14 protein-coding genes and 1 CRISPR repeat array are annotated in these 17554 nt (G+C 33.1%); of the genes, 9 read left to right on the forward strand and 5 right to left on the reverse strand.

The window, feature by feature from the left end:
• Positions 1 to 66: 66 nt before the first annotated feature.
• Positions 67 to 1050: direct repeats of the CRISPR family, unit length 26 nt; unit sequence GTTTTTATTCCTTAAAGGTAGGATAG.
• 1494 nt (positions 1051 to 2544) lie between these two features.
• The 6 genes from X925_RS00005 to X925_RS00030 all read left to right on the forward strand — a co-directional run bounded on the left by X925_RS00005 (position 2545) and on the right by X925_RS00030 (position 7096).
• Positions 2545 to 3507 carry a D-glycerate dehydrogenase gene (locus tag X925_RS00005; RefSeq protein WP_103065191.1) on the forward strand — a complete coding sequence of 321 codons (963 nt, stop codon included), beginning with the start codon at positions 2545 to 2547 and terminating at the stop codon, positions 3505 to 3507.
• A 10-nt stretch (positions 3508 to 3517) separates the two neighbouring features.
• Entirely contained in the window at positions 3518 to 4168 is a 651-nt protein-coding gene (locus X925_RS00010; protein WP_103065192.1) for an endonuclease III domain-containing protein, read from the forward strand.
• Entirely contained in the window at positions 4147 to 4626 is a 480-nt protein-coding gene (gene tsaE / locus X925_RS00015) for a tRNA (adenosine(37)-N6)-threonylcarbamoyltransferase complex ATPase subunit type 1 TsaE (protein WP_012209323.1), read from the forward strand. Before X925_RS00010 ends, tsaE begins: the two co-directional genes overlap by 22 nt.
• A gap of 4 nt (positions 4627 to 4630) precedes the next feature.
• Positions 4631 to 5629: a hypothetical protein gene (locus tag X925_RS00020; protein WP_103065193.1), complete on the forward strand. Its 999-nt coding sequence runs from the start codon at positions 4631 to 4633 to the stop codon at positions 5627 to 5629.
• Positions 5622 to 6647, forward strand: coding sequence for a tRNA preQ1(34) S-adenosylmethionine ribosyltransferase-isomerase QueA (gene queA / locus X925_RS00025; protein ID WP_103065194.1), 1026 nt, complete (start codon positions 5622 to 5624; stop codon positions 6645 to 6647). Before X925_RS00020 ends, queA begins: the two co-directional genes overlap by 8 nt.
• A gap of 74 nt (positions 6648 to 6721) precedes the next feature.
• Positions 6722 to 7096, forward strand: a complete 375-nt coding sequence (locus X925_RS00030; RefSeq protein ID WP_103065195.1) for a flagellar protein FlaG — start codon at positions 6722 to 6724, stop codon at positions 7094 to 7096.
• 3 nt (positions 7097 to 7099) lie between these two features.
• Here the strand turns inward: X925_RS00030 and X925_RS00035 are convergent, their stop codons facing one another.
• Positions 7100 to 8005 carry a tRNA-dihydrouridine synthase gene (locus X925_RS00035; RefSeq protein ID WP_103065196.1) on the reverse strand — a complete coding sequence of 302 codons (906 nt, stop codon included), beginning with the start codon at positions 8003 to 8005 and terminating at the stop codon, positions 7100 to 7102.
• 628 nt (positions 8006 to 8633) lie between these two features.
• On the opposite strand from X925_RS00035, the gene X925_RS00040 reads away from it, so the two are divergent.
• The 3 genes from X925_RS00040 (at position 8634) to X925_RS00055 (ending at position 13602) form a co-directional block, all read left to right on the forward strand.
• On the forward strand, positions 8634 to 9905 hold the full coding sequence (locus X925_RS00040; protein WP_103065197.1) for an MFS transporter: 1272 nt from the start codon (positions 8634 to 8636) through the stop codon (positions 9903 to 9905).
• A gap of 340 nt (positions 9906 to 10245) precedes the next feature.
• Entirely contained in the window at positions 10246 to 11952 is a 1707-nt protein-coding gene (locus X925_RS00045; protein WP_103065198.1) for an ABC transporter ATP-binding protein, read from the forward strand.
• A 378-nt stretch (positions 11953 to 12330) separates the two neighbouring features.
• Positions 12331 to 13602: an MFS transporter gene (locus tag X925_RS00055; RefSeq protein WP_121958791.1), complete on the forward strand. Its 1272-nt coding sequence runs from the start codon at positions 12331 to 12333 to the stop codon at positions 13600 to 13602.
• A gap of 38 nt (positions 13603 to 13640) precedes the next feature.
• Here X925_RS00055 and X925_RS00060 read toward each other — a convergent pair whose 3' ends face one another.
• The 4 genes from X925_RS00060 to X925_RS00075 form a co-directional block, all read right to left on the reverse strand.
• Positions 13641 to 13835: an AAA family ATPase gene (locus X925_RS00060; protein WP_103065201.1), complete on the reverse strand. Its 195-nt coding sequence runs from the start codon at positions 13833 to 13835 to the stop codon at positions 13641 to 13643.
• A gap of 67 nt (positions 13836 to 13902) precedes the next feature.
• Complete coding sequence (locus X925_RS00065) at positions 13903 to 15051, reverse strand: AAA family ATPase (RefSeq protein WP_369973676.1); 1149 nt, start codon at positions 15049 to 15051, stop codon at positions 13903 to 13905.
• Complete coding sequence (locus tag X925_RS00070; protein WP_121958792.1) at positions 15051 to 16262, reverse strand: ISL3 family transposase; 1212 nt, start codon at positions 16260 to 16262, stop codon at positions 15051 to 15053. Before X925_RS00070 ends, X925_RS00065 begins: the two co-directional genes overlap by 1 nt.
• Before the next feature lie 48 nt (positions 16263 to 16310).
• Complete coding sequence (locus X925_RS00075) at positions 16311 to 17546, reverse strand: AAA family ATPase (RefSeq protein ID WP_103065204.1); 1236 nt, start codon at positions 17544 to 17546, stop codon at positions 16311 to 16313.
• Between the last annotated feature and the right edge of the window lie 8 nt (positions 17547 to 17554).

The following is a 17554-nucleotide window of genomic DNA, read 5'->3' on the forward strand; positions in this document are numbered from 1 at the left end:
CAAAATTATTCCTTAAAGGTAGGATAGATACTTTCGGAAACTATGAAGTAGAAGAAGTTTATCTCAGTTTTTATTCCTTAAAGGTAGGATAGATACTTTCGGAAACTATGAAGTAGAAGAAGTTTATCTCAGTTTTTATTCCTTAAAGGTAGGATAGATACTTATAGTATGTTGTATTTGGGAAATGCGTTCAGTCTTGTTTTTATTCCTTAAAGGTAGGATAGATACAATTAGGAAGCGTTGTATATGCTATGGTTGTTGCTTAGTTTTTATTCCTTAAAGGTAGGATAGATACCCATAAAAGTAACACCAGTAGACAGGGAAGAGATTCCCGGTTTTTATTCCTTAAAGGTAGGATAGATACAAGTGAGGAACTAAATATTATAATCACAGTTTTAAAAAAGTTTTTATTCCTTAGAGGTAGGATAGACACAGAGGGTGACTCAATATTATACAGAGGTAAGTGAGGAGTTTTTATTCCTTAGAGGTAGGATATACACCCGAATAGATCCACTAATTGTAGCTGCTATTATCCAAGTTTTTATTCCTTAGAGGTAGGATAGACACGAGTAAGAAGAAAGAAAAGAACAATAGAACTGTATAAGTTTTTATTCCTTAAAGGTAGGATAGGCACCCATTTCCACTATATAGAATCATTAGTGGGATGAGAAATGTTTTTATTCCTTAAAGGTAGGATAGGCACCAAAACAGACCCAGTGTTAGCCAGAGAAGAAGCTTGTTTTTATTCCTTAAAGGTAGGATAGGCACTAGATTTAATATGGAGAAATCCAAAGGTAAAAGAAAGATTGTTTTTATTCCTTAAAGGTAGGATAGACACCCGGAAGATCTCATCAATGGGGTATTTACTGAAGATGATTTGTTTTTATTCCTTAAAGGTAGGATAGACACGGAATTTTTAGAGGAGGGAAAATTATGAGTTTCAACAAGGGTTTTTATTCCTTAGAGGTAGGATAGACACATCATAAAGTTTCATGGTAACTCTAGGGTTTTGGATAAGTCGTTTTTATTCCTTAGAGGTAGGATAGACACCCATAGGTTCACGATAAAAAGTGTATCATAAAAAATTACATTTGTCAAGCAAAACTTTGAGGAAATGTTAAAAATCAATTCAAAGGCTTATGGAACAAGCCTTGTGACTTTTAACACTTGTCTGTCGATCCCCTGGGTTTTTTACCTTATTGGAGGTCGACAGACGTTTTTTTATATCATTTTCTGTTATAGGTTAAATAGATGAAAGTTAGTTTATCGGAAGTTAATCTAGGCGATCTTCTCGTTTAACTTGAGGTTGATCGTCATTTGCGTGGAACGTCGTTTGTGGGGCAAACGAGAATAAGGAAAGAGTTTTTAGAGCATTACAAATAAAACGCTTTGCAAGAAACAGCAAAAAACGTTTTGCACAAGTCGGCAAAACTTATTCCTTAGAGGTAGGCTAATACACAAACGTCATTTGCTACGCAAATGAGAATTTGGAAGTTTTTTCAGAAGCATTACGAAAAGTCTTTTTGCACAGATCAACAAAATTATTCCTTAGAGGTAGGATAGACACTTTCATTGAAAATCGTCAGCATGACACCTATAAAAGGGTTTTTATTCCTTAAAGGTAGGCTAATACACACACGTCGTTTGCAGGGCAAACGAGAATAAGGAAATTGATTCTAAGGCATTGCAAAGAAGCCATTTTTGCATAAGGCGGCAAAATTATTCCTTAGAGGTAGGATAGATACTAAAAAAATTGATGACTTGCGTGAGGAGTTATTAAAGTTTTTATTCCTTAGAGGTAGGATATACACCCATAGGTTCACGATAAAAAGTGTATCATAAAAAATTACATTTGTCAAGCAAAACTTTGACGAATTGTTAAAAATCAATTTAAAGGTTTATGGAACAAGCCTTGTGACTTTTAACACTTGTCTGTCGATCCCCTGGGTTTTTTACCTTATTGGAGGTCGACAGACGTTTTTTTTATATCATTTTCTGCTTTAGGTTAAATAGATGAAAGTTAGTTTATTGGAAGTTAATCTAGGCGGCTTTTTTGTTTAACTTGAGGTTGATCGTCGTTTGCGTGGGACGTCGTTCGCGTAGAACATCGTTTGCGGAGCAATCGAGAATAAGGGAAGAGCTTTTTGAACATTACAAATAAAACGTTTTACAAGAGACAACAAAAAACGTTTTGCATAAAGCAGCACAAGCATTCCTTAGAGGTAGGCTGAGACATACGCGTCGTTTGCGGAGCAAACGAGAATAAGGAAAGAACTTTTAAATCATTACGGATAAAACATTTTGCAAGAGACAACAAAAAACGTTTTGCACAAAACAGCAAAAATCTTTTTGGATAAGGTGGCAAAATTTAGTGCTTAGTTTTATATTATGATATAATTAAAGCGAATATTTGAGAATGCCACAAGAAGCAAAGCTTTCTTCAATTCATTTTTTTATAGGTGGGCAGTCGGACGAAAGGGTGCTAAAAAACTTCTATAGTCTAAAAACATTAAAAATACAGAATCCCAATTAGGAGGCTAAAAAATGAAAAAAGTCTCAATAACTTACAAAATCCCCGAAGCAGGCATTGATTTGCTAAAAGGGAAATACGATATTTGGGTTAATCCAAAGGATAAGCTACTCACCAAGGAAGAACTAAAAGAAATAGCAAAAGAATCTGACGCATTAATTACCATGCTGGCAGATCCGATTGATAGTGAAGTTTTAGAAGCAGGGAAGGATAGGTTAAAAATCGTTGCAAACTACGCTGTTGGATACAACAACATCGATATCCAAAAGGCAAAAGAGTTAGGGATATATGTAACTAATACCCCTGATGTATTAACTGAAACCACAGCTGATTTAGCCTGGGCGTTGATGTTAGCTGTTGCCAGACGAATCGTCGAGTCTGATGTCTTTACAAGAGAAGGTAAATTTGATGGTTGGAAGCCTGAATTGTTTCTTGGAACGGATGTGTACGGTAAAACCTTGGGTATCATAGGATTTGGAAGTATAGGTCAAGCAGTTGCCCGAAGGGCAATAGGGTTCAACATGAAGGTTTATTACTATCAGAGGCATCGCCTTTCCAGTGAAGAAGAAAAGGCATTGAATGCCACTTATTTACCGTTGGATGAGCTTTTGAAGGTTTCTGATTATGTGAGTTTACATGTGCCTTTGACTGACGAAACTTATCATTTATTGGATAGAGAAAAATTATCGCTATTAAAGAAATCTGCCTTTGTTATTAACACAGCAAGAGGTCCGGTGATAGATGAACAAGCACTATACGAAAAATTAAAAAATAATGAGATCGCAGGTGCTGCTTTAGATGTATATGAGAATGAACCACAATTAACACCTGGATTAAAAGATTTGGATAACGTAGTACTAACACCCCACATTGGGTCTGCTTCACATGAGACAAGAAGTCGAATGGCTCAGATGGTAGCAAAAGATATCATACAAGCTTTGGAAGGAGAAACACCTGAACATTTAATATGGAGGTAGAAATTAAATATTGAATAAAGTTTATGAAATATACAAGGATCTTTACGATTATTATGGGCCACAGCATTGGTGGCCCGCAGATGATTGGTTTGAAGTAACTGTGGGGGCTATTTTAACACAAAATACTTCTTGGAATAATGTGGAAAAATCTATCGAAAATTTGAAGCAACGTGATCTATTAGAACCAGAAAAGTTATCTAAAATCAAAGAAGATGATTTAGCTCAATTGATAAGGTCTTCGGGTTTTTACAATCTCAAAAGTAAACGTTTGAAAAACTTCTTAGAATGGTTAAAAAAATATGATTATGATATAGATAAGATTAAACTTAAAAGTGCAACCTCTTTAAGGGAAGAGCTGTTAAGCATAAAAGGAATAGGAAAAGAAACGGCTGATTCAATACTTTTATACGCCTTTGAAATGCCAGTTTTTGTTATCGATGCTTATACAAAAAGAATGTTTTCACGATTGGGTTTAATATTGTCTAGAGAATACGACGAGTTTCAAGATTTTTTTGAGAAAAACCTGACAAAAGATGTTCAGCTTTACAACGAATACCATGCGTTAATAGTTAAGCACTCAAAGGTTTACTGTAAAAAAACGCCTAAATGTTCTGATTGTTTTCTAAAAGAAAAATGTAATTGGGGAGTGAACAACCTATAATATCTTACAACAAATTCAACCTAAAACAAATCCAAAAACTTGGAGCAACTATTTCTAAATATCTTTTCCCGGGAGCTAAGTTATTACTTTTTGGCAATTTAGGAACGGGGAAAACCACGTTGACATCTTATATAGTTAACAGTTTGAGCAAAACTCCCGTAAACGTAACAAGCCCAACTTTTTCCCTAATAAAGGTATACAACACAAATCCAACAATATATCATGTCGACTTGTATAGGTTAAACGATCCTCAAGAGATAGAGTACTTGGATGTTTTTTTGGATCCTGAAGGGGTATATATAATTGAATGGGCAGACTTTTTGGATTATTTAACCCCCGAAGAAAGATTGGAGATTCATATTTCGTACAATGAAGATATTAAGTATAGGGATGTAAAAATCGAAGGATTTGGTGAAAAGTACAAAGAGATGGAGGCTATTATAGAAAAGGAGCAGTAGTTTTGTGTCAATTCAGAGAATTTTTAACGTTATCTCAGAAAAAGATTACAAAGAACATAGCCAAAAAGCAAGAAAAATAGTTGAAAAGGCTAATAGTATTATCAGAAAACCTCGAGAATTAAACGAAAGAAAAATGTTTTGGGTTTACAGAGTTTTAGGAAAAGACGCCGAACTAAAAATACCAAAAAAACATATAAACGATTTCCAATTTTTGATAATGCATATTTTAAAAAAGCCAAAAGAGAATAGATTCGCCGATTTAAGAAGTTATTACAAGTTAAAAGAAGAAACGATTGAAAACTTGAAATTTTTACTTTTTCCAGATAAGTTTCCACCAGGTGGCTACAATGAGAAATTAAAAAAGTATGGGGTAGAGTTTTACAATCCTCAAGTTATATTAAAAAGGCTGGATTTTAAGGATTTTATAGACTTATACGCACTAATAACATACATACCTTTAGATGTGAAAACTCCCTTTGTACAAGACCTCATAGACGAGATCCTAAGCATTGATCCTATCGATACAAAGATCTCGTTGTACAAAAAAATAAAAGAAATATTTAAGAGTTTAGGCCCTTACGAAAAACAGATGGTGGAACTTCAATTGAAAAATATCTCTTACTACCATTATAGGCTTATGAGCAAAGGATCGATTAAAGGTGTTATTATCGATGGTAGCAACGTTGTAAGGTACAATGATCAAGAAAGTATAGTTAGATTGGTTGATTTGTTGGATAATCTCTACATAGAAAATATGACGTTTTTCCCTGCGATAATAGTATTCGATAAAAACATTGAATACGTTTTAAAAAGTGAAGATGACAAGGATATTTTAAAGAGAATGTCCGAAAAAAAGAGAATTTACTTTGAATCACCTGCAGATGAATTGATAGTTCATTTTAGTAATAAACTTGGTTATTACATGATTTCACAAGATAAATTTAGTGAATATCGGTTTGATAAAGACAAATTATTGGAACTTCGGAGGTTTGTAGATGAGTGAACAGAGCTTTGACTTAGAGCAGTATAACTACGAGTTACCTGAAGAGCTTATAGCCCAAGAACCTGTTGAACCAAGAGATAGCTGCAAGCTGATGGTGCTAAATAGAAGAGTAAAAAGTATCGAACACAAAGTTTTTAGGGATATAAAAAATTATTTACGACCCGGCGATTTGCTTGTTTTAAACAATACCAGGGTTATCCCTGCAAGATTGTACGGCAAAAAGGAAACAGGTGCTAAAGTTGAAGTTTTACTTTTAGAAAAAGATGGAAACGATAAAACATGGAAAGCTTTGGTAAAGCCGGGTGGAAAGATAAAAAAAGGCAACAAACTTATCTTTGAAGATGATTTAGTTTGCACAGTAGTAGAACATCTGGAAGACGGATCTAGAATTTTAGAATTTGACGATCCCAACTTTTTCTCAAAATTGCCAAGAATTGGTGAAGTCCCTTTACCGCCTTACATAAAAAAACAGATCGACGATCCAGAAAAATATCAAACTACCTACGCAAAAAACAATGGTGCGGTGGCTGCACCAACCGCTGGTTTGCATTTCACACAGGAGTTGATAGATGAGCTTACAGATTACGGCGTAAATTTCACTGAAATCACTCTTCATGTCGGTTTGGGAACCTTTAGGCCCGTTAAAGAACCAGACATTAGAAACCACCAAATACACGAAGAGTATTATACCGTGCCAAAAAGTGTGCTTCACGACATAGTTAGAGCCAAAGCTAACGGTAAAAGGGTTATAGCCACAGGAACAACGGTTGTTAGAACGCTCGAATCGATTGCCAGAAATCCTGACAAACTCGCTGGTAAAACAGATCTATATATATACCCACCATTTGAATTTAAAATAATTGATGCTATGATCACCAATTTCCATTTACCAAGATCTTCACTTCTTTTTCTTGTTTCAGCGTTTGCTGATCGTGATTTTATAATGAACTCATATGAAATTGCAAAAGAAAATAAATATCGATTCTTTTCTTTTGGTGACGCAATGTTCATAATGTAATTTTTTAAATATTAAAGTTTATTAAATATCAGACGATAAAAAAGCGAATAATAATTTTAAGGTCGGGTGATATTATGGGAATATCAAATATTGGGGGTAAAGAAGATTTTTCCATTAACAATCCTATAGCCAATAGACAGCACTTTGAAATGGCGAACGCCAATCTGAAAAATCCTGAAAATTCAAACCAGCCAATCCAAAAAGAAGAGTTTATGCCAGATGAGCTTGACAAAGTCACAAAGATAATTGAAGACAGATTAAAAAAGTTATCCAAAATTTTCAAAGGAGAGGCGAAGTTTGAAATAGAAAGGGATTTGGATATTATTATTGTAAAAATTATCGATAAAGACAGCAAGGAAATTATAAGACAGATACCACCTGAAGTGTCTGTGAAACTTGCCAAAGCCCTAAACGATGTTCAAGGGATATTGCTTGATGAAATAGCATAATTACTAACGTTTTAATGTTGTATAAATTAATTCAGCGACATCGTTATAAGATAAAAGTAGGTGCAAATTCCTTCTTACCTCCTTTGAGCCTTCAATACCAGAAAAGTATTTCATTAATACTTTTCTGAATTTTTTTACTGCATAAACCTCTGAACCATAGAATTCAATCGTAAGTTTCAAATGCTCTAAACAAGTATCTATTCTCTCATCTAAAGTCGGAATATAATTGTCCTTTGTGAATATCCAAGGGTTACCAATAGCGCCCCTTGCAACTAAAACAAAATCCGCACCATAATTCATCAAATAATCATCTATATCTTTTTTACTGAACACATCACCGCTAGCCCCCAAAGGAATACGGATCTTTCCCTTTAACTTTTTTATTACTTCTCTATTTGCAATTCCACTGTACATTTGTGACCTAGTTCTACCATGAACAATAATATAATCAGAACCTGCTTCTTGGACTGTTTGTGCTACTTCTTCTATATTTATTTGATCGTATCCTAATCTTACCTTTACTCCCACGGGCAAATCAATACTCTTTTTAAGATTAAAAACGATATCTCCCAATAATTTTGGATCTTTTAACAAAGCTGCCCCTGAACCTTTTTTCACCACTTTATTAACAGGGCAAGCAGCGTTTATATCGATCCAACTAGCTAAACCTTGGACAGCTTTGGCTGCTTCGACGAATTTTGTTGCGTCGTTGCCAAAAAGTTGTACACCTATATTATCTTCACCTTTTTGAGGAAGCATTTTGTCAACTTTTTCATTTTCCCTTATTATAGAATCTACTGAAATCATTTCTGTAAAAGTAAAATCTGCTCCAAATCTTCTGCAAATCTCCCTAAAAGGGTAGTCTGTATAATCCGCCATCGGAGCTAAACCAATTTTATTTTCTAACATTCATTTACTCCTCCCGAACCATATTCGTAATTTATTTTAGCTTTTTTCGTTAAACAACTATATACACCAATTTTAAATCTCAATACAATATGTTGAATCAAAAATTTTTAGTAAAAACATAAAAATTATTGAATTTTTTTATTTATATACTTGACAATCTTTATTTTATTTGTTATAATTTTTTTGAAATATTTGAATTAGGTTTAAAATAATTAAGGGGGGTTATAAAAATGTTGAGAAGACCACAGAAAAAAATTAAGAAAGTAGAGTCTTATTACACAGCTTATGATTTACTCTCTGATGAATTATGGCAAATTTATCTCGAAAACATCAGAAGATTGTAAAAATTAAAGACTATGGACGAGGAGAGGGAATTATATTTACCCTTCCTCAAATGGGTGCGGGGGAATCCATCTCTACCTTCCTTAGAGAGCGGGCAGTGGGAAATCCCGCTCTCCCTTCCTTAAATGGGTGAAGTAGTGCGAATCTTCCCTTCCTTAGAGGGTGGGCAGCGAGGGGGTAAAGATTCTCTTTCCTTAAATGGGCGGGGAGCGGGGCGAAGGGGCGCTAACACAAGTTTTTAGAGTTTCTAAAGGCAATAAAAAAGATTAAAACAGGGGGAAATTCTATGACAAATGAGCAAAAAAGAAACTTTTGGCTATACTCCACAGGTAGGCTTGTATCTTTAATAGGAAGTGGCATACAAATGATTGCTTTACCGCTTTATATTCTTGATCTTACAGGATCTGGGACGCTTATGGGTACATTTACTTTTTTAAGCATGGTTCCAGGCTTGATTTTTTCACCGATAGCAGGGGTTTTAGGAGATCGAATGAATCGAAAGAAAATTATGGTGAATATGGACTATTTACGAGGGATAATTATACTTTTTATGGCATATTCTGCCTATCAAGGGTGGATGAACATCGCCTTTATCTTCACTGCCCAGGTATTTATTTCTATATTAGACAGTGTTTTCGGTGGCTCAACCGGTGCGATGCTCCCAGACTTGGTTCCTATCGAATTCCTCACAAAAGCAAATTCGGTAAATTCTTCAATAAATAGTATTTCTAATATTATAGGACCCATCCTCGGAGGAATCATATACGGATTTGGCGGCATCGATGTTGTGTTTCTTATAAATGGAATTTCTTTCGTTATTTCTGCTATAAGCGAAATGTTTATTACTTACCATCCACATTATGAAGGTAAGCAGAAAATATCCTTTAAATCTATGTTTTCAGACATCAAAGAAGGCTTAGTTTTTATAAGAGGAAGAAAGGGTTTGAAAGAACTGTTTTTGTTTGCAATGATTTCCAATTTTATAATGTCACCAATTTTTATGATTGTCTTTCCTTATGTATTAAGGCAAGAAATTGGATTTACAAGCGAACAGTATGGAATCACTCAATCTTCTTTTACCGTGGGGATACTAATTGGCAGTATTTTAATTGGCACTATTTTTTATAAAAGTAATCCCAAAAAATCAATGACACTTGGTTTAATAGCAGAGGCCATTATGTTTTTCATTATCTCAACTTTATTTTTTCCACATGTTGTTACCAATTTTGGAGGTGCATCATGGACTTTATTAATAATTTTGTACATAAACCTTATGTTTATAGGCGTGTGTAATGCTTTTATAAATATACCTATTAATACCAACCTGCAAAGAATGACACCAACCAACGTAAGATCTCGTGTTTTTACAGTTTTGGGGTTGATTTCTCAAGGAGCTATACCTGTTGGCTCGTTGATATTTGGCACTCTTTTAGATTTAATGAAGGGATATCAACTTACACTGTTTGCAAGCATAGCATCAGCTATTGTAACCATCCTCTTTTTAAAAATTGCACCAGAAGAAACGTTTAATCCCAAACCTTTTACTGAAGAAGCATAAAAGTCAAACCTTGATAAAATCAATTTATCATTTGTTGTTTAATGCTTTTATGAAAAACAGCGTGAATACTCTCCAGGTAAAAGAACACCCCGAAAGGGGTTCAAGGAAAAGATGAAAGATGGCTTTAAACACAAAACGATTTGAATCAAAAAACGTTGTTAATTACATGCATACACGGTATAACTATAGCATACATATTATACGAGCTAAATGATTGTATGAAAGTTTAATTACTCAATATGTTCGTGATAGAACTTAAAAATTCTATTTTAATAAAAGCCGAAAAAGACTTTGTTGCAACGAACTCTTAAAATTTCATTTATAGGGGAGGAGTCAAGGTATGAATTTACACACGAGAAGATTGATAAGATATGGGATAAAAAATTATAAAAAGTATATGATTTTCATGTTTCTCTTGGGTGTTGTTACTTTAGTATTAGCAGCTTTGAGGCCTTTTTTCATTCAGTATTTAATCGACGATATAATAACTTTTCAAAGAATCAACATACTGCCTTTTTTCCTTGCTTTTTTAATAGGTATCGTCGCTTTAGAAAGGATTTTCAGTTATTTTCTTAATACTTATCATCGAAAAGTTAACTTTTTAACTATCAAAAACGAGCAGATAAACCTTTATAATAAAATTCAAAACTCAAAATTTGTTGATTATTCTAAGATGGATTCTGGGGATATAATGAGTAGGTTATTGTCTGATATTGATGAAACTTCTTATGCAATGGCCCTTGTATTACCAACCATGTGTTTAAACTTTTTGAATTTAATAGTTACTTCTGCTATATTGACTTATCTGAATTGGCAATTATTTTTGATAGTACTTGCTTCTTTACCTTTCTATTGGCTTATTATAAGAAGTTCACAAACAAAATTGCAGAATTATTCAAAAATAGAAAGAAAATCTTTTGGAAAATTAACTTCTTCTATAAAAGAAAAGTTAGATGGTCAATTAATTATTAAAGTATTTGGGAAAACAAAATACTTTTCAAATTCATTTTCCAAGGATGCGGAAAATTGGGCTATACAAGCGACTAAAGCAGGGATATTTCAAATAACCATTTTAAATATAGCCTTTTTTATCAGTTATGTAATTCCTGTGATTATATTAGGATTTGGAGGAGTACTTGTGATAAGAGGGAATATATCTTTGGGAACTTTAATAGCTTTTTATTCTTTTGTGCCATGGATATACGAACCCATAGGAATCATAAATGAAAATTTGGTTCAACTACAACGGGTTGAACCTCTAGCTGAAAGATTCTTTGAAATCCTCGATATGCCTGAAGAGGAAAGTGATGGTATATATCTTTTCCCCGAGGATTACAACATCGAATACAAAAACATCTCATTCAAATACAGAGACGAGGTAGTTTTGAAAGGTATAAATCTCTTCATTGGCAAAAACGAAAAGCTAGCATTGGTAGGAACGAGTGGTTCCGGCAAAAGTACGATGGTGAGTCTTCTTGTCAGACTGTACGATCCCACAAACGGTAAAATACTATTAGGGAATAAAAACATAATAGATTACAAATTACAAGAAATCAGAGAAAAGATAAAGTTAGTCAGAGGTAACGAACCCTTATTCAACATGACGGTCAAAGAAAACATAATGCTTGATGATGAATTCACTGAAGAAGAATTCATGAAGGCGGTAAAGAAAGCGAAGGTAGACAAATTCATAGGGCTTTTAGATGAAGGATACGACACGGTAGTGGGAGAAAGGGGAAGTAAGTTATCTGATGGGCAAAGGCAGAGAGTAGCGATAGCAAGAGCATTGATAAGGGAACCAAAGGTATTGATACTGGATGAAGCAACGTCAGGGGTAGATTCACAGACAGAAGAAGAAATATTTGATGAATTGAAAGAGTACGAGATGACTCTGATAATAATATCCCACAGATTATCGACGATAAGAAAAGCAGACAAGGTGATATTATTAAAAGATGGAGAGATAAGAGGAGAAGGAGTACATGAAGATTTACTAAAAAAATCTTCTATTTACAAAGAAATAATAGAAAGTCAATTGGTTGTATGAAAGTTTAATTAGCCATTATTCTTAAAAGAGAGAATGCACCCATATTAAAATAAGGCAAAAAAGAAGATTTGAAGGGGTTATTCCATCAACCATATTTGACAAGGAGCTTAACGTGTTTGAAATACCAGAAAATATATGCTAAAATTAATAATAATGATTTCCTTAGAGGGCGAACAGTGGGAAATCCTACTCACTTTTCCTTATGGGCGGGCAGCGGGGCAAAAGAACAAAAGAAACTTTTCCTTATGGGTGGGCTGCGGGGCGAAAGAACAAAAAAAACTTTTCCTTATGGGTGGGCTGCGGGGCAAAGGGGCGCTAAATATAAAGTTTTAAAGTTCATAAAAGCATTATAACAAGATCAAAACAGGGGGAAATGTTATGACAAATGAGCAAAAAAGAAACTTTTTGCTTTACTCTGCAGGCAGGCTTGTATCTTTAATAGGAACTGGCGTACAAATGATTGCTTTACCGCTTTATATTCTTGATCTTACAGGCTCTGGGACGCTTATGGGTACATTTTCTCTTTTAAGTATGCTTCCAGGATTGATTTTTTCACCGATAGCAGGGGTTTTGGGAGATAGAAGAAATCGAAAGAAAATTATGGTGAATATGGACTATTTACGGGGAGCAATTATACTCTTTATGGCATATTCAGCCTATCAAGGTTGGATGAGCATCGCCTTTATCTTCACTGCTCAAGTATTTATTTCTATATTAGACAGTGTTTTCGGCGGCTCCACCAATGCGATGCTTCCGGACTTAGTCCCTATTGAATTCCTCACAAGAGCAAATTCGCTAAATTCTTCAATAAATGGTATTTCTAATATTATAGGACCAATCCTTGGAGGAATCATTTATGGATTTGGGGGAATAAAAGTTGTGTTTCTTATAAATGGAATTTCTTTCATTATTTCTGCTATAAGCGAAATGTTTATTACTTACCATCCGCATTATGAAGGTAAGCAGAAAATATCCTTTAAATCAATGTTTTCAGACATCAAAGAAGGCTTGATTTTTATACGGGGAAGAAAGGGTTTGAAAGAACTGCTTTTATTTGCATTGGTTGTCAATTTTATAATGGCACCGATTCTCACGATCGTTTTTCCTTATGTATTAAGGCAAGAAATTGGATTTACAAGCGAACAGTATGGAATCACTCAATCTTCTTTTACAGTGGGGATACTAATTGGCAGTATTTTAATAGGTACTATTTTTTCTAAGAATAATCCGAAAAAATCGATGACATTTGGTTTAACAGTAGAGGCTATCATGTTTTTCATCATTGCAGGTTTATTTTTTCCTAATGTCGTTACCAGATTCGGAGGTGCTTCATGGACCTTCTTAATAATTTTGTACATAAACCTTATGGTAGTAGGCGTGAGCAATGCTTTTATAAATATACCTATTGATACCAACATGCAAAAAATGACACCAACCAACGTAAGATCTCGTGTTTTTACGGTTGTGGAGTTGATTGCTCGAGGAGCTATGCCTGTTGGTATGCAGATATATGGTATTCTTTTAGATTTAATGAAGGGATATCAAATTACACTGTTTGCCAGCATAGTATCAGTTATTGTAATTATTCTCTTTTTAAAAATTGCACCGGAAGAAACGTTCAATCCTAAACCTGTTAGTGAAGAAGTGTGAAAATCGAATCTTGATCAAATCAATTTATCATTTTTAGATCATTGATAAAAATCCGTTGGTTTGATACGGTTAGCTAAATAGGCAGGTGATAATGCGAAGTTTAATGCTTCTAATATGTTTGTCTTATTAGTGCCATTATTCCCTATAATCATGTTTAAGTCCGTGAAATTCAGTTCTATTGATTGAATTCCTCGGAAGTTTTTAATCTTTAAAGATTTTATTATTGTTGACATGATTATACCCCCTTTATCCCAAGCTTAAACAGTTTATAAACAAAATTATCTATGGCTTTTGTAAAATTTAATTCTTGTTTTTCAAACTGTCTTCGAGCGCTATGTAATGTTCTTCATCCTTATCTTTTAAATTTGTTAATATAGTATCGATGGCTATTTCAACCTCATTTATATCTGGAAATTTCTGATCGTGTTCAGGATTTTGTTCATGTGAATATTCATCAAGAATCTTCATAGTACTCTGTTTTTTGTAATCGTCTAAATTCCCTTCAAAAAATTTCTTTGTTTTATTTTTAAAATTGGATCCATCAGGATATTTTGCAAACAGATAAGCTTCAAGGAATCGTCTAGCAATGTTTGGTAAAATATATAATAATTCAAAATTAGTTTTATCTTTTGACTCATAAAAAGTTTTCAATATATAAAAAAAGTAGTTATATTCGCTCTTAAAATCACTTAACACTCCCGGTAATCGTGATATTTTTGTAACCTTATTTACTTGTTCGTTCTCTTCATTGTTCTTTTCTTGAACTTTTTTTATTAAGTAATAGTTCTCTTTGTCATTTTTATTCCTTTTGTTTGGAGTTCCTTTAGGATCCTTTTCAACCATATCTTTTAGCAAATTAAAAAAGTCAAAATTGTGAGTGGTAATAAAAACCTGCCCGCATTCATTTAATTTTTCCCCTAAAAAACCATATACCTGATACATATGGTTACTATCAAGGCTTGATACAGGATCATCTATGAATATCACAGCGTTTTGTTTTTCAAAATTATTCTCTTCTAGTCTTGTCATAAAATAAATGAGCGAAATAATATTTTTTTCTCCTGTGCTTAAATTTTTCGCAATTCCTTCAGACCGTCGGACTTGGTAATAACTATCATCAAGCGGTTTTAACTTAATTTGATCGTCTCTAAAAAAGTGGGTCAAATACTCATTAATTTTTTGGACGCCAACATTAGCGGTCAAAATTTTTGATTTTATTTCCTCTATATCTCTATCAATAACGGAAATATTTTCTTCTATCTCCTTTTTCTGCTTAGATAATTTTTCTATCTCTGATTTTATGTCGAAATATTTTAATTCTTCTTCAGCTTTTGCTGTATAGTGATCAAGTAACTTTTGTTTTGCAGATCTTTTTTCTTCATCTAATTTCTCAACCATATCGTTATTTTTATGAATAATTTTGGTTCTATCACGAAAATAGTGGGTAATTAAGCTGGAGTTAAATTAAGTTTACCAAGGGCAATAAAGATAGTGATTTTTAAATTCTTTAATGTTTTAAAACCAAAAGCCCTTTTAGTAAATCCTCTAAGTTTAGAGTTCATACCTTCTATTTTACCGTTAGAGATATTCGTTTTTATGTGCAACAAGATACCTTCTATGTGATTTAAAAGAGTCTTAGCAGCTTTAATCATTTCGGGTATATTGGATTTCATTACCTTTTCATACCATCGTTTAAAATACTTAGCTGCATAAGAAGGTTTCTTGTAATCGAACATCTTTTTGAACTCAAGTACCAATCCGTAGGCTTGAACTGTGTCAAGATGTTGATATTCCATCAATTCATCGAGTCTAACTTTATCTTTCTTAGTAAGGTTGTTAGGATTTTTTAATAGCAAGTATTTTGTCCTTTTGAGTATTTCATGGTACCCTTTATTCTCTCTGGCTCTTACTTTATCAAGTTGGACACTTAATACATTAAGCACATGGAATTTGTCAAATACTATCTTTGCTTTTGGAAAATGTTTCCTGGCTCCAGCTTTGAAAGGTACCGACATATCCATGCATATGGACTTTATGTCTTTTGGATCACCGTTTTTTTCAGTGTGTCTTTCTTTGAATGATAGGAAGGTTTCTGCATCTTTTCCATCAGCTATATGTACAACCTTTTCTCGTTCCACATCTAAGAAATTGGTTAGATATACATGATGCTTTTTCCTTGCTATTTCATCAACAGATAACGTTTTTATCGGTTCTTTTGAGAAATCTTGTTTTTCTAATTCCTTTGAAACGTAAAAGTCTAATATTCTCCACAATCTATTTTGGGTTGTATTATACTTTTTAGCTATCTCAGCAACCGTCATGTGATTGTACAACTCGAGAATAAACGCTTCAAACAATAAGGTGAATCCAGAGTTTTTTCGAGCCCAAGGAACCTCTACAGTCTTTGTCCCATCATCTGTTTTTATCCTAGGTACCCTAGCATGTATATATGTTTCATATTGGAATAAGTTTAAGTGTCTCCAACTTCTTTGAACCGTATCGTATGCACTGTAATATTTACCGTTGTATTCGAACTTTGCACCTTTTTTGAAATCCACATATATGTTGATTGTATTTCCTTGTTGCTCTATCTTTTCTATGTACCATGGATCTGTTATATTCAGTATCTGTTCAAAGAATTTTGGTAGCTCTTTTCTCATCTGGCATCACTCCTTGTGTATTTTTGTGTTTTCTTACATGATACCAGATTATTTAATCATTTGTTCATGTTTCATTTTTTCTACCCACACTTTTTGGAAGAGAACCATAATTTTATTAGTCTTATCAATAAGATCTCGTATAACGATTTCAATGTCTGATAATTGTAAGTCAAAAGTAATTCTTTCAAAGGGTTTCTCTATTTTTTCTTGCAGTTTTTCAAGCAAATTATCTAATACATTTCCATATTCCTCAATTTTAACCTTTAGATCCTCTATCTTTTTTTCATAATTTTTCGAAAAATCAGGATAAAATCTTTCCTTATCTGTAAACTGTGTTTTATTTATAATATTTTTATGTTCTTTAATTCTCTTTTCACAATCGTTTAAATCCTTTATTAATTTATCGTATTCTTCCGAAAAATGTTTATTCAATCTTTCAAATAAATCATCGGGTAATTTATTTCCGCAAAATTGACAATATTCCTCATTTCTGTGAAGGTCTATACCATTTCTGACCCACCGGTTTAATTCTGGATTGTCTCTAAGCTTTTTTATTATCTGCTGTGCTGTTATTTGCCTTTCACAGATATTTTTGGTTTCGTTATAAAGATAGTTAATTTTCAGATTTATATTTAATAATGAAATATTCACATATTTTGTTTGATTTCTATAAATTCTAAGTAATTTTTGTTCGTCATCTAAAATATATTGATTAATATTTTTGTTAATTTTCTCAATTTTATTTTCTAATACATTTTTATCAAATTCCTTTTGATTAGTAATTCCTAATATGTTTCTTATTTCACGGGCTTTGGCAGTTAAACTATTTTTTAAGCCTTTCTCCTTAGTATTTAACTCTAGTTCAAGTTTTTCGTTATTATCTTCCAATGATTTCTTTTCCTCTTCTTTTTTGGTTAGTTTTTCTTGTAATTCTATTGATTCTTTACCCAGTATTAATACGGGATTAATGCGTTGGGTTTCGTCATTCCATTTAAAATTTTCAAGAACAAAATCTTCATTAAAGACACGAATTGGATATTCATTACCAACACTTTTTTCGGAAATATTTCCATTATCAGTTTGCAGGGTAAATTTTAAATTAGGGTAGTCATGGTGTAACTCTTTTTCTTCCAAACATCTAAATACTCTTGAAAGAGAAGTTTTTCCCGAATAATTCCAACCATAAAAGAAATTAAATTGTTTGAATTCTGGACATTCATCGTCCCAGGTAAAATTATTATAAATACCAAGATTTTTTATAGTTGATAACTTTTCTATTTTCATTCTCTTCT

Source organism: Petrotoga sp. 9T1HF07.CasAA.8.2, from assembly GCF_002895585.1.
In the GTDB taxonomy this organism is placed as follows: domain Bacteria; phylum Thermotogota; class Thermotogae; order Petrotogales; family Petrotogaceae; genus Petrotoga; species Petrotoga mobilis.